Below are 24,353 nucleotides of genomic sequence, written 5' to 3' on the forward strand. Positions count from 1 at the left end.
TAAAACGAAGCCCTCTGATAGAATTCTTATCAGAGGGCCTAAATATGAATTCTGGTGTTAGCACAGTAAAATTGAAATATAGGGCTTTCCACTATTTTATAATGGTATTTTTACAACAATTTTTTTTATCTCTCCGGATGTTTTTTCACCTATACACATTGGTTTATGCACCTCTCTTGGGAAAAAAATAGCAAAATCGCCCTCACATAAAGTGACTTTTTGATTACTCTCATGATTAGGTAAGAAAAAAAGATCTGTGCCTTTTTCAACAATATCATCTTTATCGATATTATTAAGGCTATAGTAAATATCTTCACAACCACTAATTACCATTTGGATATCAATGTACTTATTATGAAATTCTGCAATTCGTTTCTCTAGTTTCTCAGGTTTATCCGCTGTTATCATATAAAACCAACTTTTATCATTAGGTCGATAGATCCCTGTCTGAGCTGACTTTAATAAACTCATTGATAACATCGGTTCGTTTAAAATTTCAACGAATATTTTATCTAAATTTTCAATTTTATCGATATTTCCAATAATCATAACAACCTCTGAAATTAAGAATGAGCAATTAACTTTAATTAGTGCTGAATTTGAAAAAATAAAACCGAAAAATAATTAAAAATTATTTTTAAATTAATTCAGCACTAAATTTATAAGTTAACTTTTTACTATCGGAGTTTATTTTTTTCCTTGCTTAAAGGTTTCCATAAAATAAGCAGTATGTTCGCTTAATTTATCCCATTGCCCAGAGGATATTAAATCTTTCCTCACTAAATCACTACCTACCCCAACAGCAAATGCCCCAGCAGAAGCAAATTCTGCGACATTTTGTAATGAAATTCCACCAACAGGTATTATTGCCAACTCATTAAGTGGTCCCATAATTTCTTTTAGATAATTTACACCCAGTCCATTTGCAGGAAATAATTTTAATAAATCAATTCCCATACGATACGCTTGTAGCATTTCCGATGGAGTGACTACCGCAGGGATCATCAGACGCTGCTTTTCATGCACTATCTTGACAACTTCAGGATTAAAATCAGGTGCCAAAACAAAGGTTGCTCCTGCATCAATAACTAATTGTGCCATCATGGGGTTAATTACCGTTCCTGCGCCAATCCACATTTTATTGCCAAGCTCTTTACTTAATCGAGAAATGCTTTCTAGGTAATTATGGCTATTACAGGTAACTTCAATAACACGTATCCCACCTTCATATAAAGCGTGCGCTATTGGTAAAATCTCATCAGATGTATAGCCTCTAATAATTGCAATCATCCCTGTTTCATCGATAGCTTGAATAACGCGCTGCTTAATCATTTTTAACCTCTTTTGTTATAAAGATACTCTATAAAATAATGCGTATTACGATATTTCTGATGCATTTTTTGCAGGCTTGATGGGTTCTTTAACAATAAACCAATAACAAAGTGCGGCACAGCCTGCGATGATTCCACCACTTACAAAAGCTAACGTATAAGAACCGGTAGCGTCGGCTATCAGCCCGGTTACGAGTGGTGATAAGGAACCTGCAAAATACCCTCCAAAATTTTGAATGCTCCCAACAGAACCAACCATTGATGTTGGTGCAACATCACCTGGCAAAGCCCATCCCGTTGCAGAGACCGCCGATAACAATGCCATTGCAACAACTAATAGCACCATCGTTGACATCAAACTCGTTGCAAATGGAACCGCCACAACCGTTGCTCCTGCTAATAAAGCTGCAATACTGATCGTTGCCCTTTTGGCGATTAATGAGTCTTTAAATATTTCCCGGTCAATTAACCATTTAGAAATATATCCACCAGCAATTGCACCAATAATTCCGCCAAAATAAGGAACACTAGCCAAAATACCTAGTGACTTTAATTCGACATTTTGAGTTTTCATTAGATACAGTGGTAAAAATGTGGTGAATATATTCATCATCCACACATAACAAAACCAGCCTAAAATCATTCCCCAAATACAACGGAATTTAAATAATGATCCCCATTTTATTTTAGTTTCAGCTTCACTTGTTTGATCTTCAGTTCCACCGCCACCTTCTTTTATATAATCCAATTCTTCTTTGCTAATCCTTGGATGTTTTTCAGGTTGACGATACAAGTAGATAAACAACAACATAAAAACTAAACCAATTGCCCCTGCAATATAAAACAAGCCACGCCAGCCAAAAGGAACAATAATGGCAACTAAAATAGGTGGAGCAATAGCGGGCCCCCACTTAGACGCTGCATCCCAAAAACCAGTTGCCAAAGCTCTTTCTTTTTTTGGAAACCATGTTGCCGTTATTTTTGCAGCCGCAGGCCAACAAGGTGCTTCCGTGACACCTAAAATCCCCCTAGCGAATAACAAGGTAACTAAGCTACTACATGCTCCTGTCAACATTGTCGCCCCGCTCCATAACCCAATAGCCCAACTGTATATTTTCTTAGGTCCAAAGCGATCCACTAACCAACCCGATGGTAATTGGCACATGGCATAAATTAAAGCAAACACTGACCCCATTAACCCAATATCAGTATTGGTGAGATTAAGTTCCTTCATCATATCTGGTGCGGCAATTGATAAACTAGCACGATCTATATAATTAATGATCCCGCCAATCAATAATAGAAAAACAACAAACCATCTTTTATTGCTTTTCTTTTTGATTACTGTGTTTTTATTATTCATCATTCAATACCTGCAATTATTATTTTTTGTAGGATATAAATATCTAAATGATATTTTTATATTTAGCGATAGCTAATGCTCCCTGTAGGGAAAGTGGTTTTTCAGTACTCTCAATAGTAATAATCTCTCCTGAAAAATAAGGATCGTGTTTAATGAGCTCAACAAACCCATCTCTTAATATTGCTTTTCCACAAACAACTATTTTGGTATTTTCTGTTAAGTTAAGTGCTTTACTGTTTTTTATAGCTTGAATATCTTCTTGTAAAACAGCACCAAGCAAGACATTTGCTTTTTGGTTGATACTTAAATCACCAAACATATCGAGAACTCGAATTGAAAAACAGCTACGAGCAAGCCCAACTTGCATGCTACTTTTCGCTCCAAGTAACAGCGCATTTTGGTCAATTTCATCAGCAAACTGATCATGCAATGAACTGGCTAAAATAGTATGTTTAGTGATGATATCCAGTAATTCCCCTGCAATCGTCGTGATACAACCTTCAATACGATTGAGTTGATCAATTTTGACAAACTTAGAATGCGAACCGGGTAAAACAATAAGAGCCGGCCCCTGTAATTCATTGGATTTTAAAACACCTATAGCCTCTGTTTCTTCACCTCGCATCATGTCCATTGCTTCATAATTGTCTGAAGTTACTAACTGAACATTATTTTTAACACCAGGAATAAACCAAATAGGTTCATCGCTTATTTCTGGTATTACTTTTTGCTCCATTCCTTTAGATAATTCATTAAGTCCTACTGGCGCGATCAAATGAGGAATTTCGTGTAAACCGACATTAGATGTGATCATACCTGATGCCAAATAAGTAATCTGATCCTTTGGCGTAATTTCTATTTGTGAAAATGCTTCATCAATAGCTTCTTTTATCGCCACAATCAAATCTTGAGTACTACCTGAGATTGCTGTATTTCTCACGCCAACAGAGCGCGAAGACTTTGCAACTATCTCATTATTTTGCCAAATGCAAATACGCGTATTTGTCGTACCTGTATCAATCGTAACTACATACATAATGACCTCTTCATATCACTTTAGTTCGTATATACGGACACTGTTCGTATATGTGATCTATACTATTCCATATACTATGTTTATCTATACTTTTTTTATTATAATATGGTCACCATCACACTTTTGACGATGGTGAATTATGTAATCATTTGATTCTTAGGCTTATTGTTTTTTATTAAACTGAAGTAGTTTATTGGTGAATGAGAGCATACTTTTAAAAGTAAAAGTGTGGACTAACTTACGGTTCAATTGTTAATTATCAATATCTTGTATAAGATAACAACTTATTAGAATGAAAGAGCGGGCTATCGTGGAAAAAAAAATTAATCGTTCTGTTGCGCGGGCGCTAGATATGCTTGAATTGGTGGCAAAAAGCCCAGATGAATTAACTATTTCAGAAATTAGTCGACAGCTAGCTATCCCCAAAAGCACCGCTTTCGATATTATTACGACGCTCTTAGATAAAGGTTATCTAGATCTCGCCAATGATCGGCTCAAGTCGCTTAAGTTGGGAGTAAAACTATTCCAAACGGGGGCAGTCTATTTGGATCAAACACCTTTACATAAAGCTGCTCGCCCTATTTTGGAAGATTTATCTGCTGAAGCCAAAGAAACTTCATTTTTAGCCATCGAAAATGATGGATTACTCGTTTACTTAGATAAAGTAGAAAGCCCTGAATCAGTTCGTACCTCAGCAGGTATCGGCTCTAATAATCCAATGTATTGCACCGGTTTAGGAAAAGCATTATTAGCCACAATGCCTGATGAAACAATAAAAACAACGATTACTCGCATGGGAGGGCTAAAGCCAGTAACACCCTATACTATCACTAGCGAGGAACAATTTTTTAATATTATCGCCGAATCGCGTCAACGTGGTTATGTTATTGACGACCGTGAACACAATATGGATGTATTTTGTGTTGCAGCACCAATCTATAATGCTTATGGTAAAGCTCAAGCCGCTATTAGCATCGCGAGTCTATTTACCAAAATAAAAAACAATCCAGAACGTATAGCGATTTTAGGGAAATTGATTTCTGAGGCCGCCCTTAATTTATCCCACAATATAGGGTTTCGTGGGAACAAGCTTTATAGAGAGTTTTAAGATCACGAAAAATTAAGCGTTGATCGTCTTTAACTCGAAGCCTCTATCTCACATCGTTTAATCTCAAATCAACTTAATATTGGGTGTGCAATCACTCAATATCAAAATTAATTTTGATGCGAGTTATTTAGGTTTGACAGCTCAACACAAAAATTAAGAGTTACCCGCTTTGATATGGACGCCGAGTTCTTACACAAAACAAAAGGCAACTCTCATCTGCATCTGCGCTCACATTTTTATTTTCATGACTTCTTAATAAGATTACAGCCGACATAACAAAATAACGATAACGTATCAAAATAACGATAACGTATTTTGCTATGCACAAAACCCAGCCATGAATAATAAATTTATTGGCGAGCTATTTGCCACTGCGCTGACGCTTTGCTCTCTTAAAGTAAGAGGTCGGAACTTTAGGACAGACAACTTCTTTAAAAGTCGCTTTTTTGCTCGAGAGAGCTTCTGCATTTTCTTCTACGACTTCTTTATGCTCTTCCGAGTTTTTTTTCACGGCATCTTTCATATAAGAAGGCCCTTTAGCTTGAATAATTTCATTGGTTTTAGCCATGTTCATTTCCTTCACTTGTCAACACGGAGTTAACCTGTTCTATACGCTCTACTGCGCGATTAATAATTTCAACAACTTGCTTTGATTGATCTAAACTGAGTTGTTGTAAGACAATTCTATGTCTTAGCAGCGACTTAAACCTCTCAACGGCAATCTCAATTTCTTTAGCATGCTGATTGCCTGCTTTTAGCTCTTGCGCATAATTCAGCTTATATTTTACTTGCTCTAAAATATCAGCCTTCAGTAACAAAAAACATTTGCCTTCTGGGGTCAGTGAAAAACACTTTCGCCCTTTCCCTTGTTCTTTCTGAGCTACGATAAAACCAAGCTCTTCTAACAATGTTAAGGTTGGATAAATTACCCCAGGGCTTGGACAATAGAACCCTGCGGTTTCTGTCCCTATTTTTTTGATTAACTCATAACCGTAATTCGAGCCATCCGCGAGTAAATGCAGAATATAGATACGCAGCTGTTTTGGGTTAAACATTCTGCTTAAACTTTTACCATCGCAAATACACTGCTCTGGTTGTTGTTCATCTGTCATTCGTATTCTCAGTTATCCATACAATTTTAAAACCGATATATCGATATCATAGTCTAATTTGCAAAAAATACCAGTTTAGATATATCTGTTTTTTGGCATAAAATGCTAATGAGAATTATTATTATGTAGATTAATGGATAATGCCATGAAGAGAGTGAAAACCTAAGTCGATAACGCCTTTTATCTACCTGTGCACTTTATCAAAACATGCCCTTTCCCAATAGCTATCATTTCAATAGCTCAGATTGATAGCTTAAAATTACCTCAATGTGTTCAATGTCAATAATCAAGTCTAGACTACAACGGCTAAAAACTAGAAATAAAAAAAACCAGCCGACAAATTACGGCTGGTTATGTAATTTAATACCCTATTTTACTGCTAGCCAATATTAGGTAATAAGTTAAATGCAATACCAAATTGGATACCAATAACTATGATCCCACAGATAAATACAACCAATAACGCAGGCGCACCACCTTTAACTTGGTATTTTTTACCATTAGCTAGCCGTGATTTAAATGCCATCGCACTTGGTAGCAATAACGCGAGGATCGATAAAGCGATAGCTGCGAAACCTAATGCCATCACAAACCCTCTCGGATAAAACAGAGCAAAAACTAACGGTGGTAGAAAAGTCAGCAAACCAGTCTGGATACGCCCTGACATGTTGTCTTGACGCTTAAACAAGTCGGCTAAAAAGTCAAATAGACCTAATGCCACGCCTAAAAATGAAGTTGCTAAAGCTAAACTCATAAACATCTGAGCGATAAACTCAGTTCGACCTGACATAACCACATTGCGGATCGCATCAAGTAAGCCATTTAGACCTGAATTCTCTGCCAATATACCCACAAAAGTGGTTGTGTTTATGCTACCTAATGTCGCGATTTGCCACAAAATATAAGCAATCAACGGGATCGCACTACCGATAATAAAAATTACCCGTAATTTTTTCACGTTTCCGCCCATATATTTAACGATACTTGGCACACTACCATGGAAGCCAAATGAGGTAAAAAACACAGGAATTGCAGACAGGATAAGAACTTTTTCTGTTGGTGCTGATAATAAATTTTGTTGCTCAACATGTGGCATCATTAGCGCTAAAATAATTATCAGAAAAACGATTTTTGCAGCAAACAGTATACGGTTGATAAAATCGACAGAAGAGGTACCAAAGCAGACCACCCCTCCACCGATAACGGTGAAAATGACGATCCCCATCCAATCAGCCATTTCAATTGCAAAACTGCTTTTTAAATTTGATGTGATAATTTCCCCTGCACCACTGACGTAAGCCGCAGTGAGTGCGTACATCAGAAACATCATGCTAAAGCCCGTAATAAATTTACCACCTGAACCTAAATAACGCTGCGCAACACTACCAATACCTGTTTCATAAGATTCATGTTGATACACTTCAACTAATAACAATGCGGTATAACACATCAGTGCCCATAGTGCGAATAACATCACTAAGCTAACTAATGAACCATTACCTGCTGCGGCGATAGGCATAGCAAGCATACCCGCACCAATTGTCGTTCCTGCAACAATAAAAACACTACCAAGTGTACGATTCTTCATTTTGAGATCCTAAGCCAAAAAGTTTATATAACTATTTTTTGTTTTGAATGACTGACCTTATTTTCTTCATCGATTAGTTGCTGCAATTTACTTTCAAAAATGCTTTTTAGCTCCAACCAAAAATCGTTAAAATGCTGCTTGTCTCGTAAACAATGAGTCATAATTGCGGCACGCAACACATATAAAGAATGTGTTTTTTCCCATTCTTTATCGCTGAACCCCATAAATCGGCAAAAATTTTGAGGATTATCGCCGTACTCCTCAGCCGTTAATGACGTCGAGGAAGTCAAAAAATCATTGGTATAAGAGCGTCCAGCAGCATAAGAACATAATTCATAGAGGCGTTTGTTTAGCTGATTTTGTTTTTCTAATGAATAATTACCGACTTCCTGAAACATAAAGTTGACCATATGGAAATCAGGGGCTGGCATTGCGACGATTTGAAATTTACGCCCATCGATTTCAAATGACTCGCTGGCATTCATGCTTTCAATCATCCAGTTTGCCGTCGTCAACCCTGCCGCGATCACCTTGCCATAACCAAGAATATTTAAAGGCACTAAACGATGCGCTGCCCACACCGCCGCCGCTGTTGCACCGGCTTTTGAACCTTCCATAATTGAAGATCCTAATAAAACATTTTGTGGCTTTTCTGCTTTTCGCCCTTTTTCTGCAACTTCTTCAAACACATAAGCGGCATGATAAGAGATAAGATCGACAATGCGTCTATCTTTCATACAAATAGCGCCAGCTGCATAAGGGATAAAACCGACTTTATGAGGATCAACTGTGATGGAGTCAGTCTCTTGCAATGCTCTAAAGCTTTGGTAGACATCAGGCTTCGGCCAAATAACATCTGAAGGGAAAATACCTTCATTATGATAACGCTCGATCAAAGCATCATATTCAATGAATTGATTATTTTCGTCTCGGAACATGGCACATGCATAACCTGCATAGGCAGCATCAATATGGATATAAAAAGAGATACCAAAACGGGATTCGCATTCTTTGCGTAACGCAATCAGCTCAGCCACATTATCAATTGCCCCCGTTTCAGTTGTTCCCACCACAGCGACAACAGCTAAAATAGGCTCGCCTTGTTCAATTAATGAAAATACGATTTGCTTCATTTGTTCAGTATTAGTGCGATAGCGGGCATCAACAGGTAATTGGACAATATTTTGTTGGCCTAAACCTAAAATATCCATCGCCTTCATCCATGAATAATGCTTCGACTGTGGAACGAGCAGCTTACCTAATTTCCCCTGTTCAACGCCCTCACCTCGACACGTCATGTCTCTAACTTGTTCAAAAATGCCTTTTTTCTTTAATTCATCAATCAAGTCTAAAACGGCATCCGTTGGCATGTTTAATAATGCCTTTTCCGTCTTGTCTTTTAACAAATGCTGTGCTTGAGGATGCTTAGCCATGGCTAGTGGCAATGTTTTAAGATTGCGAGCAACCCATAATCCTTCGTAGTTAGCAACAGTGCCGCCTGATGTTATATGCCCCCAAGAACGATTTACGTCATAACCAAACATAGCGCACAGATCTAAACCCGCTTCTAACTCTAACACTGTTGTTGTCGGAGAGGACTCTTGAGCGCAATTATTTGGGTTATACATCATCGCCATGACATAGGCTAGATTGGAAATCATCAAAGTATCCGCATTCATGTGCCCCATGTAACGCGGTGAAAACCAAGGAATTGATGTTGTTTTTAACTTTGAGGAAAGTTGATTTAGAATGCCTTCAGTGCGATACAACGTATCTCGATATTCAGGGGCATAACGATCAACAGTGGTAACATACTCAGGATCTTCAGGGTGGTAGCCAGAACGCCAATGCATATGTTCAGTGACTGCATATTCCATCATTTCTCTGAAAAATACCGCATTTTCAGATTTAGGCCCAAGGAATAAAGCATCTACATTCATTTTTGAATTATTAAAATTTGTCATTATCACTACACCTTTAAATCATAACCCGTGATGAAGAGTCATATTTAATTTAGGTAACTACTATCATTGGAAAGTGATATAACGGAATGCATGTCTTTAAAAGACAGCAATATATTAATAATATTGCTGCCAGCTAAGAGTTTTTTTGATAGACAAGCCGTTAAAGAGCCAACTTAGATATAGATATAATGCATATTCATTAAAATATTAATAAACGGCTCTTTATTTAAATCGGATTTGTGCGCAAGAACAAAATTTAGAAAAATTGTCTGCTGTAAAGAGATATTTACGCCAAAATAGCTTGAAAATGTAAAGAGTTTGTTATAGATGGCATTTATAAACTTACCATGATAACACAAGTTTATCATGGTTATTCAAATGTCCGACAAACTACAATCAATTATTAATTAAGACTATTTTTCCATACAAATCGCCTGACTCCATATGTAGATGTGCATCAGACACAGCACTCAGCGGGTAGGTTTTGTTAATAAAAGGTTTTAATTCACCTTTTTGTAACATGCCCCATACCTGATCTTTTAGCTCTTGAGCTATACTCGCTTTTTCTGCAATTGTACGAGAACGCATCGTTGATCCTGTATGAACTAAACGCTTTAACATTAAGGGCATTAGGTTAAGATTTTTGGGATTTCCCTGCATCATACCAATTTGTATGATCCGCCCAAACTTGGCTGCAACCTGATAATTTTTAGCCACATACTCACCACCCACAATGTCAACAACCATATCAACGCCTCTAGAATGCGTATATTCGAGAGTTTTTTGGACAAAATCATCATTTCTATAATTAATAATACAATCAGCACCTAATGATTTAGCCACTTCAGCTTTTTCTGCGGAGCCTACCGTTGTGACTACCGTAGCACCAAACGCTTTTGCCAACATGATAGCGACAGAACCTATTCCTGATGTTCCGCCATGGATCAAAACGCTTTCGCCTTTAGATAATTTACCGATCTGGAAAACATTCGCCCAAACAGTAAAGAAGTTTTCAGGTACTGCCGCGCCTTCAACGAAGGATAAATTGCCTAGGGGTAATGCAATATCTTTATGCACTAAGCAATATTCTGCATAACCACCGCCTGCGACCAATGCGCACACCCGCTCACCAACCTGCCATTTATCTACATCATTTGCCTTTGCAACAATAGTTCCAGCAATTTCCAAACCCAAAATTGGCGATGCATCAGGTGGCGGTGGATAAGCGCCCATTCGTTGTAACACATCAGGTCGATTAACCCCTGCTGCTTCAACTTTAACCAATAAGTACCCTTCAGTGATAGTTGGTAGGGGTTGTTCTATAATTTGCAGTTTGTCTGCACCTCCAGGCGTAATAACATTAACGACTTTCATTGTAGTGGGAATATTTAATTGGTTATTTTCCATTTATAACTCCTAGAAAATTTCAATTTGAATCGAATATTACATGTTTGTTTAAATATTAGGGGTAATGTTAATTTTTTAAGACTATCGAAATATAACTTTTAGATAGATATGAATTAGATCACCCCTTTTACCTATTAGAATTTTTTTTGTTTTTTTCGCTCTTAAGTTAAATCAATAATATCATAAAGTTATATCTATTTGTGCGTAGTAAGCCAACCCTATTGTTTTTATGAGATTTTCTTTTCTAGATAATTCTGTTTTATCTTTCTACTTACCAGTCGCTTTATCTTATGTTAAAATTGACTCATATCAATAATTTTAACTTGTATTGAGCATGTAATATGATCCCAGAAAAAAGAGTTGTTCGTCGCATCCAGTCTGGTGGTTGTGCTATTCATTGCCAGGATTGCAGTATTAGCCAACTGTGTATTCCTTTTACATTGAATGAACACGAACTGGATCAACTTGATAATATTATCGAACGTAAAAAACCAATTCAAAAAGGCCAAGCATTATTTAAGGCTGGTGATGAATTACGTTCTTTGTATGCTATCCGCTCAGGAACAATCAAAAGCTACACCATTACAGAAGAAGGTGATGAGCAAATTACTGGCTTCCATTTAGCTGGTGACTTGGTTGGTTTTGACGCAATTATCCATACACAGCACCCAAGCTTTGCACAAGCACTTGAAACATCAATGGTTTGTGAAATCCCATTTGAAACACTCGATGATTTGTCTGGTAAGATGCCAAATCTACGCCAACAAATTATGCGTTTGATGAGCGGAGAGATAAAAGGTGATCAAGAAATGATCCTTTTATTATCCAAGAAAAATGCCGAAGAACGTTTAGCTGCATTTATTCTTAATTTATCTCATCGTTTTGCAGAGCGTGGTTTCTCACCAAGAGAGTTCCGCTTAACCATGACACGCGGTGATATCGGTAACTATTTAGGTCTGACCGTTGAAACCATTAGCCGTCTTTTAGGACGTTTCCAAAAAAGCGGCATGCTGAGTGTTAAAGGTAAATACATTACGATCGAAGATATGGAAAAACTGACTGATATCGCTGGTAAAGTTTCCACTGTCTCCTGCCCATAGTGTTATCTCGCGGGTCACAAATGTCAATTTGTGACCCTTTCACGATTATTTTTTCTCAAATCTTGCCTATTATTCCTCAATACCTTAGTTTATCTTTGTTAAGGAATGTCCAGCCGTTATGAGGATTTTAATATGGCAAACTATAGAAATCTCCTAGTTGCAATTGACCCAAATCAGGATGATCAACCTGCATTACGACGTGCTGTCTATATAGTGCAACGTAATGGTGGACGGATTAAAGCATTCTTACCTATCTACGATCTTTCCTATGATATGACTACCTTATTGTCTCCTGAAGAACGAGATGCAATGCGTAAAGGGGTCATTAACCAAAAAGCTGCGTGGATCAAGCAGCAAGCTCATTTTTACCTAGAGGCAGGTATTGAGGTAGAAATTAAAGTCATTTGGCATAATAAGCCTTATGAAGCCATCATTCAGGAAGTCATCAGTGGTGAACATGACTTATTACTGAAAATGGCTCATCAAACTGACAACTTTGAATCCATTATTTTTACACCTCTAGACTGGCATTTGCTAAGGAAATGTCCTTGCCCAGTATGGATGGTTAAAGATAAGGTCTGGCCAGATCATGGTTCTGTAGTTGTTGCGGTCAACTTGTCAAATGAAGAGTCTTATCATGATAATCTCAATATCAAATTAGTTGAGAAAACCAAAGACTTGGCAACACGGATCGTTAAAGAGCAAGAAATCCATTTAGTCAGTGCTTACCCAGTTGCACCGATGAACATTGCTATCGAATTACCTGACTTTGACCCAAGTCTCTATAACAATGCGTTACGCGGCCAGCATCTCATCGCAATGAAAGAGTTACGCCAAAAATTTTCAATTGATGAAAAATATACCCATGTTCGTGAAGGATTACCTGAAAAAATTATTCCTGAAATGTGCGAAGAGTTACATGCAGGGGTTGTAGTACTTGGGATCTTAGGTCGGACAGGAATTTCTGCGGCTTTTTTAGGCAATACAGCCGAGCATGTTATCGATAAATTGAAATGTGATTTATTGGCAATCAAACCTGATGGCTTTGTGTGCCCTATTACTGTTGATGATTAGTCCAACATAACTTTCAGTAAATTAAAAAGCTCTGTAGCGATTCGGCTACAGAGCTTTTATTATTTATAGTGCTTTCAAAATAGCATCAACACTGGCTTTCGCATCGCCAAACAACATCTGTGTATTTTCTTTAAAGAACAATGGATTCTGTACGCCTGCATACCCAGTATTCATTGATCGCTTAAATACAATCACGTTATTTGCTTTCCAAACTTCCAATACAGGCATACCTGCAATTGGGCTGTTTGGATCTTCTTGTGCCGCAGGGTTAACTGTATCGTTCGCCCCAATCACCAATACGGTATCTGTCTCAGAGAAATCATCATTGATTTCATCCATTTCTAATACAATATCGTAAGGTACTTTTGCTTCGGCCAATAACACGTTCATATGGCCCGGTAAACGCCCTGCAACCGGATGAATACCAAAACGAACATTGATACCACGTTCACGTAATTTTGCGGTGATGTCATGCACTGGGTATTGTGCTTGAGCAACTGCCAATCCATAGCCTGGGGTGATAATGACAGATGTTGAGTTTTTCAACAGTTCAGCCACCTCCTCTGCAGTTGTTTCACGATACTCACCCATTTCTTCTTCGCTACCAGTTGATGAACCGTCTGTACCAAACCCACCAGCGATAACACTGAAGAACGAGCGGTTCATTGCCTTACACATAATATAAGACAGGATTGCCCCTGATGACCCCACTAAGGCACCCGTAACAATCAGCAGGTCATTACTTAACATAAACCCAGCGGCTGCGGCTGCCCAACCTGAATATGAGTTCAACATAGAAACAACAACTGGCATGTCCGCGCCACCAATTGATGCAACTAAGTGCCAACCAAACGCTAATGCAATCACTGTCATGATCAGCATAGTAAACACTTGCAGACCGACACTGCTTGTCTTAACAAAGATCAGCAATAGGACAAATGAAACAACTAATGCTGCTAGGTTCAACTTATGGCGATTTGGTAGCATCATTGGTTTGGATGAAAGCTTACCTGATAGTTTCCCATAAGCCACAATCGAACCAGTAAAGGTCACTGCACCGATGAAAATACCAAGGAAAACCTCTGTTAGATGGATATTTTCCATCACAGCATCCAAATGTCCTTCACTCGCAATAAAGCTATTGAACCCAACAAGTACTGCCGCTAAACCAACGAAGCTATGTAAAATAGCAACCAGTTCAGGCATTTCTGTCATTTCAACTTTTTTGGCTAAGCGGATACCGATTACGGCACCAATCACCATTGCAACAATCATCCAACCAATATTGGCACTATCTGGCCCAAGGATCGTTGCCAGTAAAGCAATCGCCATCCCTGCAATACCATAACTGTTCCCTCTTTGGGAACTTTCATGGCGTGATAACCCTGCAAGACTAAAAATAAATAGGATAGCAGCAACAATGTAAGCTGCTGTCACAATTCCACTTGACAACATAAGTTACCCCTTATCCTTTACGAAACATTTTTAACATACGCTGGGTAACAGTGAACCCACCGAATATATTGATACTGGCGATCAATATAGCGATAAAGGATAAGAAACCAACCCATCCCCCTGAACCTATCTGCAACACGGCTCCGACAACAATAATACCAGAAATCGCATTTGTTACAGACATTAACGGCGTATGTAGTGCATGTGTTACGTTCCAAACAACGTAGTAACCCACCACGCAAGCAAGTGCAAATACCGTGAAGTGTGATAAAAACTCTTTCGGTGCAGAATTTGCGAACCAGCCAAATAGAATAATTGCCAATGCCATCAAGCTGTATTTTACAGCAGGCGACATTTTCTTCTTCTCAGGTGCTTTCGCTTTTTCTGCCGCTTGAGGCTTCGCCTGCGGCTGAGCAGATACTTGAATGGGTGGTGCTGGCCAAGTGATTTCACCTTGCTTAACAACGGTGACCCCACGAATGACTAAATCATCAAAATCAATGTTGATCTCACCATCCTTCTCTTTGCATAACAACTTCATTAAGTTAACGAGGTTTGTACCATACAATTGAGAAGATTGAGTTGGTAAACGGCTAGGCAAATCAGTATAACCAATGATTTTGACACCATTATCGGTAATAACTAACTTATCTGCCTGAGTCAGTTCACAGTTACCGCCCGTTTGCGCAGCCAAATCGACGATAACACTACCGGGTTTCATTGATGCAACCATTTCTTTAGTGATCAATTTAGGCGCTGGACGACCTGGGATCAGTGCTGTAGTAACAATAATATCAACTTCTTCAGCTTGAGCTGCAAATAATGCCATTTCTGCCTTTATAAAAGCTTCTGACATCACTTTTGCATAACCGTCGCCACTACCCGCATCTTCTTTGAAATCTAATTCAAGAAACTCAGCGCCCATACTTTGTACTTGCTCTTTCACTTCAGGGCGAGTATCAAATGCACGAACAATAGCACCCAAACTACCTGCGGCACCAATTGCAGCCAAACCAGCGACACCGGCACCGATAATCATTACTTTTGCTGGCGGCACTTTACCCGCAGCAGTGATTTGACCGGTGAAAAAACGGCCAAACTCATGAGCTGCTTCCACAATGGCTCGATAACCTGCAATATTTGCCATTGAGCTCAGTGCATCAAGCGCTTGAGCACGAGAAATTCGTGGTACAGCATCCATTGCCATGACATTGATATTTTTTGCTTTTAATGCATCCAATAATTCAGGATTTTGCGCTGGCCAAATAAAACTAACTAAGGTCGCGCCTTCTTTGAATAATGGAATTTCATCTTCCAGTGGTGCATTAACTTTAAAAACGATATCTGCCGAAAATGCTGTGTCACGATCAACAATTTCAGCCCCTGCCTGTTCATATGCTACGTCATCAAAGCTTGCTAAATGCCCCGCATCCTTCTCTACACAAACGCTGAAACCGAGTTTAAGTAACTGAGTCACAGTCGATGGTGTAGCAGCAACACGAGCTTCATTGGCAAGTCGTTCTCTTGGTATACCAATACGCATAATGTTCCCTTTTCAAAGCTAAAGTAATTTTGTCTTTATTCAGTTTACTAAAAATTGACCATTTTAGATGGAAAAGTCTTATTTTTAGTCAAAACACTCCTATCATGTTCTAATAACCTACTGAAAATAAGCTTCTTGATCCATAATTGATCTCGTTTCTTAGACAGTAAATGGAAATCACAGTGAAAATCTTAGTTTTAGGTCAATAAAACACTGGATAGCTTAAAAAAACTGGTAATAATGACTAGTCAATGATTATTTATTTCTTATAAAAAGAAAATGATGAGACAACTTGGCAAGTTACGTGTAATAATCACAAGCATGTGGTACAACTAAGATTCAGCACTTTTAAAATAAATTGCGCAAGTCGGAAGGATTTTGTATGAAGCTGAAAACTACGGCCATCGCAGCCGCGGTGTTATCATTAACCAGTATTACTGCTACACAGGCAGCTGTTGAACTGACGCCAAAACAGGCTGAAGAGTTAAAACCTTATGAGCGCATAACAGTAACTGGGCGCTTTAATGCTATTTATGAAGCATCCGATGCCGTCTCACGTCGAGCTGACAAAGTAGGCGCTTATGCCTTCTACATCCAAAGCTTAGATGATGTGGGTGATAGCGGTAATATGCGAGTTGTCGCAGATCTTTATCAAAAAGACGCTAAACCTGTAGAAGAAAACAAACGCCGCGTATTTGGTGGTGTTGAGGAAATGACAAAAGATGATGCTGCACAGTATGAACCGTTTGATGCGGTAACTGTAAGTGGATTTTACCCTTCTCAACCCGACTTGTACGAAGCCATTGCTAAAAAAGCCAAAGAGAAAGATGCAGCTTCATTCTATGTGGTACGTAACATTGCAGTAAACGATGGTGGTAATACCCTCGCAACAGCTTATGTTTACAAAAAAGATGCACCAAAACGCCAAGTTCAACTTGAAGAAGCTGTGGTTCCTGCCGATTCAGAAGCAGGAAGAGCGTTACTTGCTGAAGGTGGCGAAGCTGCTAAAAAAGTTCGCATTCCAGGTGTTGCTTCATCTGAGGAACCAACTGTTGCTGTTGGCCGTTTCTTCGAAACCTCAAGCAGTGCACCGGGTAAAACCAGTGTCACATTGCCAAATGGTTATGTGATTGAAGAAGTTAATAAAATGGCCGCTGCACAAATGGTTCCATTTGATTCAATCACTTTCTCTGGCTATTACACTAATACACCAGAAGTCCGTTACCAGATCGCTAAGCGTGCTGAAGCAAAAGGTGCTAAATACTTCCATATCACTCGTGAATGGCAATCTAACGGTGGTAGTGTGACTATCAGCGCTGATTTATTCAAATAAATCACACTAAACTTTAAAAAAGTCAGTTTCAAAAGAACTGGCTTTTTTGTTTTCTAACTTAGCCACTCCATATTTCTAAGCATCCTATCTGAATAAAAATCTTCTAGAAGTGCATATTTTTCCATTGCATAACTGCCATTTCATTGTAGAATCCCTGCACTTTATCGCACTAACAGATGAACCATCTATAATTTAAAATTGTTTTAGTTTAAATGCGTACTAGAATTATAGATTTAACGTTATTTTAACTTTTGATTGTAGAATAACCAGGACATACATTGAAACATACACTCAGTCTCACTGCTCTCACCGCTCTCGTACTTAGTTCAATGGTGGGTGCCGGTGTATTTAGCTTGCCACAGAATATGGCTGAAGTTGCTAGCCCACTGGCGTTGATTATTGGATGGTCAATCACGGGTATTGGTATCTTATTTCTCGCTTTCTCCCTGCTACTTCTTTCACGTATACGCCCTGATCTTGATGGTGGAATTTTTACCTATGCAAAAGAAGGTTTTGGTGAGCTAGTCGGTTTCTGCTCTGCTTGGGGGTATTGGCTATGTGCTGTTGTTGCCAATGTATCCTATTTAGTGATTGTCTTTGCCGCGATCAGTTTTTTTACTGACACACCTGAACGCGTCATTTTTGGCGATGGTAATACTTGGCAGGCATTGATTGGCGAATCTATTTTATTGTGGTTTGTGCATTACCTTGTTTTACGAGGCGTACAAACCGCAGCAGGTATTAATAAGCTCGCAACCATGGCAAAGTTAATCCCATTAGGTCTATTTATTGTTCTGGCATTTATTGCCTTTAAACTCGATATTTTCGATGCGGATTTTAGTGGTATTAACCTTGAAGTTCCTGTGTGGCAACAAGTCAAAGACACCATGTTAATTACTCTATGGGTGTTTATTGGTATCGAAGGCGCCGTTGTTGTTTCTGCTCGCGCTAAAAATCGCCGTGACGTTGGCTTAGCAACTATTTTTGCCGTTAGCTCGGCATTAATCATCTATATATTAGTGACATTGCTATCACTAGGGGTTATGCCTAGAGCTGAGCTTGCTGATATCAAAAATCCATCAATGGCTGGTTTGATGGTAAACCTGATTGGTTCTAGTGGCGAAATTATTATTGCTGCTGGCTTAATTATTTCAGTGTGTGGTGCTTACCTTAGCTGGACTATTATGGCTGCAGAAGTGCCATACATCGCAGCACAGCACCAGTCGTTCCCTAAAATCTTTAACAAATTGAATGCTAATGATGCACCTTCATCTTCTTTGTGGTTAACAAATGGTGCGGTACAGCTTTCTTTAGTTCTTATTTGGTTAAGTGGTAGCAATTACAACACATTACTAACTATTGCTTCAGAAATGATTTTAGTCCCCTACTTTTTAGTGGGTGCTTTTTTGATGAAAGTTGCTTTTAAGCGCCATAACAAACCATTGCTGATAGTCGGTTTTGTCGCCAGTATTTATGGCCTTTGGTTGTTATACGCATCGGGTCTCATCAATCTGATGTTATCTGTTGTACTGTATGCACCAGGGATACTGGTTTTCTGGTATGCACGTTCACAACAATCTCAACAGAAGCCACTGAATGGCGTTGAAAGAATCACAGCGCTTGCCATCATTGCAGCTGCAGTCCCTGCCACTTACTATCTTTTTGTATAACCCTTCATTCAGTCACTACATTGAATATTCAATGTAGTGATTTTTTTATCCAAGATATTCACCTTTTACTCCCTTGTAGCGGTTTTTTAAAACATTTATTTCCCACTAATGTACTATGCAATCATTAAACCAAGGAGATAATATGATTTATAAAGTTTATGCTTCGCCTAGAACTGATTTTAAAATACCAAAAAATGAATTTTGCGGTCTAGGCCTATTTAGCTCTTTGAGAACGGTTTTAACCTATTTTAATTTATTCACAATTGTATCATTAGGTTACACAACCTTAAAGCATGTTGTAACTAAAATGTACGTATTTAGATGAAATGATAATGGTTGGATGGTTTAGTATTAATACCCTTTACTTATATATTTAAACCCAACCGTCAGGATATTACTCTGTAAATGAGTCTTGTTATTAATTAAGATAATAGAAAATAGTTACTACTAATAAAAAAATGTGATCAAATTTTTTGCTTTAGTGCTACTAAAAATACCTCTTTTTCGCTCAAAAAATCTCCTTATCATATTGCGCTCAATTAGCCAATTTTTTTAGATAAATACACACAGTACATCATTCACAAGGTCATACAATGAAAAGCATATTAAAATACATATTAATCATTCTATCTTTTAGTCATTCTTTATCTTTCGCTGTTGATGGGGAAATAAAGTTTGTCGGTAGCATAATACCAACCGCTTGCGCTGTTGATACCAATTCAGTTCATAAAGTTGTTAATATGGGAAAAGTTTCCGCATCTTCTTTCACAAATAAGAATAGTGTTGCAGCAGCAACGCCTTTTAGGATCACACTATCTAATTGTCCTACTGATTATAAAAAGATTCAGTTTAAATTTGATGGGCGAACTGATCAAACTAATCCAAGCTTGCTAAGCCTTTCTCCTAATTCAACTTCAACGCCAGCAACCGGTGTTGCTGTTGCTCTTTATGAAGAAAATAGTATTCGCCGCATTCCTTTAAATGGCGGTACACAATTTAAAGAAATTTCACCGAGTAAAACAATTGAAATGAATTTTGTCGCCAAATATATTGCAACTAGCGACCAAGTGACGCCAGGTTCCGCAGATGCGCTAACACATTTTAGCATTATTTACCAATAGTATGGAGAGCAAGGAGAGAATATATTCTCTCCTTATTTATTATGAAAAAGATACTATTAATTTTATTATTTATCACTTTCAGTAGCTATAGTGGTGTCATAATTAATGGAACTCGCTTTATTTATCCACAAAATGAGCGAGAAATTGGGTTGTCGATAGAAAACCCTGAAGAAAAAACAACCTACTTGATTCAATCATGGATTGAAAAAGAAAATCGAAAAACACATGACTTTATCATCACTCCCCCGCTATTCAAGCTCAATCCTGAAGCAATAAACAAGTTAAGAATAATGAAAGCGAAACCATCACATCAGAATAATAAAGAAACCTTATATTGGCTCCATATCAAATCATTACCCTCTCTTAGTGAAAGTGTCGAAAACAGCCTCCATATTGTTGTAAAGTCAAGCTTTAAGCTCTTTTATCGTCCTGAATCATTAAATAAAACGGCTGAGTTTGCCTTTAAAAACCTACAGTTTAGTTATCAAAACCAATCCTTATCTGTTAAAAATCCAACAGGACATTATATTACGTTGCGAGAATTACGAATTGATAGTATCGATATTCCTGAACCAGGGATGATTGCGCCATTTAGTAGACTATCATGGAATGTTCCCATATCTAATCCTAACACTGTATATTGGAATGCGTTAAATGATTATGGTGGAAAAACCCAATTAACCTCTCAAAAACTATTATTAAATAATGAATAAAAATAAAATTTCAATATTGCTATTATTAGCAAGCTCTTTTTCTTCTCAAGCAGAGCATTTCAATTTAGAAGCACTAGATAATATTGACAACATTAATGAAATCGAAAATATATTATTGCATTTAGATAACCAACCTGAAGGTATTTACTCTGTTGATATCATTATTAATAACACAAAATCATTCACTGACAATATTAAATTCAAACTTATCAAAAATAAATTATCACCCGTATTTACTAAGGAACATATTCTACGCATAGGCTTAGCAGACCATATTATTAAAAAACTATTTACTGTTGAAAATAATGTCATTAATAGCAGATTGGAAACCGTTATTGATGGATATTCTTATTATTTCGACTTTAATCACTTAGTACTAAATATCAACATCCCTCAATTATACCTTAAACAATTTTCTCATGAGCAAGAAAACCCAGAGTATTGGGATAATGGCATAACATCAGTGTTTGTTGAATATGATATATCGGGCAGTAACAGCACCAATAATAAAGTAGAGAAAAATAATAATTTTAATCTATCATTACAAAATGGTATTAATTATCTTGGCTGGCGATTACGGAGCAGCCTTACCTACTCTCAAGAGCAACAATGGCAAAGCTATAATACAACATTATCATATCCACTTGCCTTATTAAAAAGCCAACTAGTTTTAGGTGAATATTATCTTTCCTCATTATTTTTTATGCCATTCACTTTCAAAGGAATATCGCTGTCAAACGATGAGCTAATGTACCCCGATTATGACGCTTACTTTTCACCCATTTTACAAGGGGTTAATTACAATCCCTCTCAAGTCACTGTAACACAAAATAATATCATTATTTATAATGAATACTTACCAGCCGGCCCTTTTACATTAAATAGATTAAAGCCACTTAGTCATAAAGGGATTTTTGAAATGACAATCACTGAAACCAATGGAACTGTACGTAAATATATTTATCCATATTCTTCCGCTCCATTAATGGTAAAGCAAGGTCAATTTCGCTACGCTTTAAATAGTGGAGTAATTTCAGATAAGCAAAGAATATTGAACCCATATTTTATCCACAGCGAAATAAAATATGGGTTCAATAATAATATAACCGCCTTTACAGGCGCCATTCTATCTTCCCCATTTAAAGCTTTTACGATCGGTAGCTCATTTTCTAATAGTATCGGAGATTTTACTGTTGACTGGAACCATGCATACAGTAGCAATAATCACTCAAATACCTATCAACTGGAATATTCAAGAAATTTTGCAGCAACGGGTACAGATGTTTCACTCAATACACAATGGATAGATAACCCAAAGCTGCGTCAACTATCTGATATTCTAAACAAAACACAATCCTATTCTACATTTTACCCACGGCAAACCTTTAAATTACATGCTTCGCAATCCATTGGGCATTATGGCAATTTATCATTGTCTACCTCTCAACAAAAATTTACCAATAACGATAATTATCAATGGCTGTATAGCCTTAGCTATTCAGGAAGTTTCTACGAGTACCACTTTAGTTTCAATTATCAATCAAATTATTCATTCATTGAACAAAAACGTGAACATTCTCTTTCTGCTGCGCTCATTATTCCCATTAGTGCTTGGTTACCTAATACGCATTTTAGCTACCAAACTCAATATATTCAAAACAGTTATCATAACCACCAAGCCACTCTAACAGGCACAGCTGAAGGCGATCATTTCATTGCCTACACCTTACAGCATAATTACCGTAATCATCTATGTTGTTCAGCCTCAAGCTCAGACTCAGAAACCCGAATTTACACTCAATATCAACATCACCAATTTTCGTTAAATGCAGGTTATGGCTATAACCAAGATCATCAAGTCCATTATGGTTTACACAGCGCCATTGTCGCCCACCCTTATGGCATTACATTTACACCTAGTCGTGGTGATACCGCAGCTCTTATTATTGTTCCTGAAACTGAGAATGTTCATTTAGATAACCATACCAACAATATTACTGACAGTACGGGGCATACTATTGTCAATTACCTTCAGCCATACCGAAAAAATAGCTTTGCAATTGATACACTGACTTTACCTTTAGAGGCTGAAATTGATAGCAGCATTCAGTCTATTTTACCCACAAAAGGCGCTCTAGTTGCCGTTCATTTTCCAGTAAAACGAGGCAAACGAGCATTCTTTACCATCCAATTTAATGATGGTTCACTCGCACCATTTGGCGCGATCGCAAGTTTAAATACCAAAAATGTTATTCATACAGAGACAGATATTAATGTCGGCATTATTAATGATATGGGGCAAGTTTATTTAAGTGGGCTTGAACCTTCTGGTGCCATCAAATTGAAATGGGGGGCACAACAATCGCAGCAATGTGAGTTTGAATATCAACTATTAGAGTCACACTTTGATCAGGGGTTTTATCATCTACACGCCATATGTCAACGTAAGGAAGCTTTATGACAATATTAACTTCTCGTTTATGGATTGGTTGTATTTTCATCTCTAAAAGCGTTTATGCATCACAATGCCAATATGAGCCGACCTTTACTCCACACCACACCTCATTATCCATTGGCACTATCATGGTTCCTCATCGACTTCCTGTAGGCTCAGTGATCCAAGAAATCACCCTTAATGAAATTGACCAATATCCAGTCATGGTAAGTTGCCAAACCCCTACTAGAGCTCAATGGGGTAATAGCTTATTTCCATTACTGTCAGAGCAATATCACGCAATGCATCAAACCAATGTTGAGGGAATTGGTATCCGTTTTATTCCACAAGAACAATCCTTTAGCCGTGATAGACTTCCTCTAGTCAATCATTCCCCCTACAATTGCTATAATACCTCGTACCAGTATAGTTACTGTGGAAATGCATTTAGGGGGATCCGCGTACAACTAATTAAAACAAAGGCATCAACAGGCTCTGGTGTGCTAGCATCTCACCAATTAATTGAAGCTTCGATAGGCAATTTGATCGTTCAAAGCTATCGTTTTCTCAACACTCAAATCATCACGCCAAGTTGTGAGTTACAAGAAAAGCATAAACGTGTAAAAATGAATAAGGTCAAACAAAGCCAATTTCGAGGTGTCGGTAGCCACTCAACACCGATCCCGTTTTATCTCACTTTAAACTGTAGTGGTGAAACTGCTGTTGGTATTATTTTTAGTGGACGGTCAGCAGGTTATTTCGATGACTCAGTGATAGCGCTAGATAAAAGGCCAGATAGTGCCGAAGGAATTGGTCTGCAAATTCTTTTTCAAGGTGACGCGATCTCCCTCAACAAACCATTCCATTTAGGGACAAGCTTTGATAGAAGCCCTTATGCCGTCTATTTTTCCGCGCAATATATACAAACTCAGTCGTACATCAGTGCTGGCAAGGCCAATGCGACTGCAACATTACAAGTGGTTTATCCATAAATACCAAGC

At 37.9% G+C, this 24,353-nt stretch carries 20 protein-coding genes; 9 read left to right on the top strand and 11 right to left on the bottom strand.

From position 1 onward, the window contains the following. Positions 1-96: 96 nt before the first annotated feature. The 4 genes from AC3Z9T_RS04655 to AC3Z9T_RS04670 all read right to left on the bottom strand — a co-directional run bounded on the left by AC3Z9T_RS04655 (position 97) and on the right by AC3Z9T_RS04670 (position 3,730). The gene (locus tag AC3Z9T_RS04655; protein ID WP_490125029.1) at positions 97-549 is read right to left on the bottom strand and encodes a NanQ anomerase/TabA/YiaL family protein; all 453 of its coding nucleotides are present in this window, start codon (positions 547-549) and stop codon (positions 97-99) included. A 138-nt stretch (positions 550-687) separates the two neighbouring features. Further along, positions 688-1,332, bottom strand: a complete 645-nt coding sequence (locus AC3Z9T_RS04660; protein WP_490125030.1) for a bifunctional 4-hydroxy-2-oxoglutarate aldolase/2-dehydro-3-deoxy-phosphogluconate aldolase — start codon at positions 1,330-1,332, stop codon at positions 688-690. A gap of 45 nt (positions 1,333-1,377) precedes the next feature. After that, positions 1,378-2,697: an MFS transporter gene (locus AC3Z9T_RS04665; protein ID WP_490125031.1), complete on the bottom strand. Its 1,320-nt coding sequence runs from the start codon at positions 2,695-2,697 to the stop codon at positions 1,378-1,380. 40 nt (positions 2,698-2,737) lie between these two features. Then, positions 2,738-3,730, bottom strand: a complete 993-nt coding sequence (locus AC3Z9T_RS04670) for a 2-dehydro-3-deoxygalactonokinase (RefSeq protein WP_490125032.1) — start codon at positions 3,728-3,730, stop codon at positions 2,738-2,740. A gap of 310 nt (positions 3,731-4,040) precedes the next feature. Between AC3Z9T_RS04670 and AC3Z9T_RS04675 the strand changes: the two genes are divergently transcribed. Further along, complete coding sequence (locus AC3Z9T_RS04675) at positions 4,041-4,838, top strand: IclR family transcriptional regulator (RefSeq protein WP_490125033.1); 798 nt, start codon at positions 4,041-4,043, stop codon at positions 4,836-4,838. A gap of 361 nt (positions 4,839-5,199) precedes the next feature. Here the strand turns inward: AC3Z9T_RS04675 and AC3Z9T_RS04680 are convergent, their stop codons facing one another. The 5 genes from AC3Z9T_RS04680 to AC3Z9T_RS04700 all read right to left on the bottom strand — a co-directional run bounded on the left by AC3Z9T_RS04680 (position 5,200) and on the right by AC3Z9T_RS04700 (position 10,909). Next, a complete protein-coding gene (locus tag AC3Z9T_RS04680; RefSeq protein ID WP_490125034.1) occupies positions 5,200-5,406 on the bottom strand; it encodes a DEAD/DEAH box helicase in 207 nt (68 codons plus the stop codon). After that, on the bottom strand, positions 5,399-5,950 hold the full coding sequence (locus tag AC3Z9T_RS04685) for a PadR family transcriptional regulator (RefSeq protein ID WP_490125035.1): 552 nt from the start codon (positions 5,948-5,950) through the stop codon (positions 5,399-5,401). The genes AC3Z9T_RS04680 and AC3Z9T_RS04685 overlap by 8 nt, the downstream gene beginning before the upstream one ends. Before the next feature lie 379 nt (positions 5,951-6,329). Then, positions 6,330-7,478 (bottom strand): tyrosine transporter TyrP, encoded by a 1,149-nt coding sequence (tyrP, locus tag AC3Z9T_RS04690; protein ID WP_490125143.1) that lies wholly within the window; start codon positions 7,476-7,478, stop codon positions 6,330-6,332. Between the two features lie 83 nt (positions 7,479-7,561). Beyond that, the gene (locus AC3Z9T_RS04695; protein ID WP_490125036.1) at positions 7,562-9,502 is read right to left on the bottom strand and encodes a pyridoxal phosphate-dependent decarboxylase family protein; all 1,941 of its coding nucleotides are present in this window, start codon (positions 9,500-9,502) and stop codon (positions 7,562-7,564) included. Positions 9,503-9,898: 396 nt separating this feature from the next. Then, complete coding sequence (locus AC3Z9T_RS04700) at positions 9,899-10,909, bottom strand: NAD(P)H-quinone oxidoreductase (RefSeq protein ID WP_490125037.1); 1,011 nt, start codon at positions 10,907-10,909, stop codon at positions 9,899-9,901. Between the two features lie 341 nt (positions 10,910-11,250). Here AC3Z9T_RS04700 and fnr point away from each other — a divergent pair, with 341 nt between their 5' ends. Both fnr and uspE read left to right on the top strand, forming a co-directional pair. Then, positions 11,251-12,009 carry a fumarate/nitrate reduction transcriptional regulator Fnr gene (gene fnr / locus AC3Z9T_RS04705; protein WP_070928604.1) on the top strand — a complete coding sequence of 253 codons (759 nt, stop codon included), beginning with the start codon at positions 11,251-11,253 and terminating at the stop codon, positions 12,007-12,009. A gap of 132 nt (positions 12,010-12,141) precedes the next feature. Further along, positions 12,142-13,083 carry a universal stress protein UspE gene (uspE, locus tag AC3Z9T_RS04710; RefSeq protein WP_490125038.1) on the top strand — a complete coding sequence of 314 codons (942 nt, stop codon included), beginning with the start codon at positions 12,142-12,144 and terminating at the stop codon, positions 13,081-13,083. Between the two features lie 63 nt (positions 13,084-13,146). On the opposite strand, the gene pntB is transcribed toward uspE, so the two are convergent. Both pntB and pntA read right to left on the bottom strand, forming a co-directional pair. Then, positions 13,147-14,535 carry a Re/Si-specific NAD(P)(+) transhydrogenase subunit beta gene (gene pntB, locus AC3Z9T_RS04715; RefSeq protein WP_490125144.1) on the bottom strand — a complete coding sequence of 463 codons (1,389 nt, stop codon included), beginning with the start codon at positions 14,533-14,535 and terminating at the stop codon, positions 13,147-13,149. A gap of 13 nt (positions 14,536-14,548) precedes the next feature. Continuing rightward, positions 14,549-16,081 carry a Re/Si-specific NAD(P)(+) transhydrogenase subunit alpha gene (pntA, locus tag AC3Z9T_RS04720; protein ID WP_490125039.1) on the bottom strand — a complete coding sequence of 511 codons (1,533 nt, stop codon included), beginning with the start codon at positions 16,079-16,081 and terminating at the stop codon, positions 14,549-14,551. A 382-nt stretch (positions 16,082-16,463) separates the two neighbouring features. Here pntA and ydgH point away from each other — a divergent pair, with 382 nt between their 5' ends. The 6 genes from ydgH (at position 16,464) to AC3Z9T_RS04750 (ending at position 24,344) form a co-directional block, all read left to right on the top strand. Beyond that, positions 16,464-17,414 carry a DUF1471 family protein YdgH gene (ydgH, locus tag AC3Z9T_RS04725; protein ID WP_490125040.1) on the top strand — a complete coding sequence of 317 codons (951 nt, stop codon included), beginning with the start codon at positions 16,464-16,466 and terminating at the stop codon, positions 17,412-17,414. A 329-nt stretch (positions 17,415-17,743) separates the two neighbouring features. Then, positions 17,744-19,084: a basic amino acid/polyamine antiporter gene (locus tag AC3Z9T_RS04730; RefSeq protein WP_490125145.1), complete on the top strand. Its 1,341-nt coding sequence runs from the start codon at positions 17,744-17,746 to the stop codon at positions 19,082-19,084. 593 nt (positions 19,085-19,677) lie between these two features. Next, entirely contained in the window at positions 19,678-20,205 is a 528-nt protein-coding gene (locus AC3Z9T_RS04735) for a fimbrial protein (protein WP_490125041.1), read from the top strand. Positions 20,206-20,246: 41 nt separating this feature from the next. Next, on the top strand, positions 20,247-20,918 hold the full coding sequence (locus tag AC3Z9T_RS04740) for a fimbrial biogenesis chaperone (RefSeq protein ID WP_490125042.1): 672 nt from the start codon (positions 20,247-20,249) through the stop codon (positions 20,916-20,918). After that, entirely contained in the window at positions 20,911-23,379 is a 2,469-nt protein-coding gene (locus tag AC3Z9T_RS04745) for a fimbria/pilus outer membrane usher protein (RefSeq protein WP_490125043.1), read from the top strand. Before AC3Z9T_RS04740 ends, AC3Z9T_RS04745 begins: the two co-directional genes overlap by 8 nt. Next, on the top strand, positions 23,376-24,344 hold the full coding sequence (locus AC3Z9T_RS04750) for a fimbrial protein (protein WP_490125044.1): 969 nt from the start codon (positions 23,376-23,378) through the stop codon (positions 24,342-24,344). The genes AC3Z9T_RS04745 and AC3Z9T_RS04750 overlap by 4 nt, the downstream gene beginning before the upstream one ends. The last annotated feature ends 9 nt before the right edge of the window (positions 24,345-24,353 follow it).

The organism is Providencia sp. 6390 (assembly GCF_058148425.1).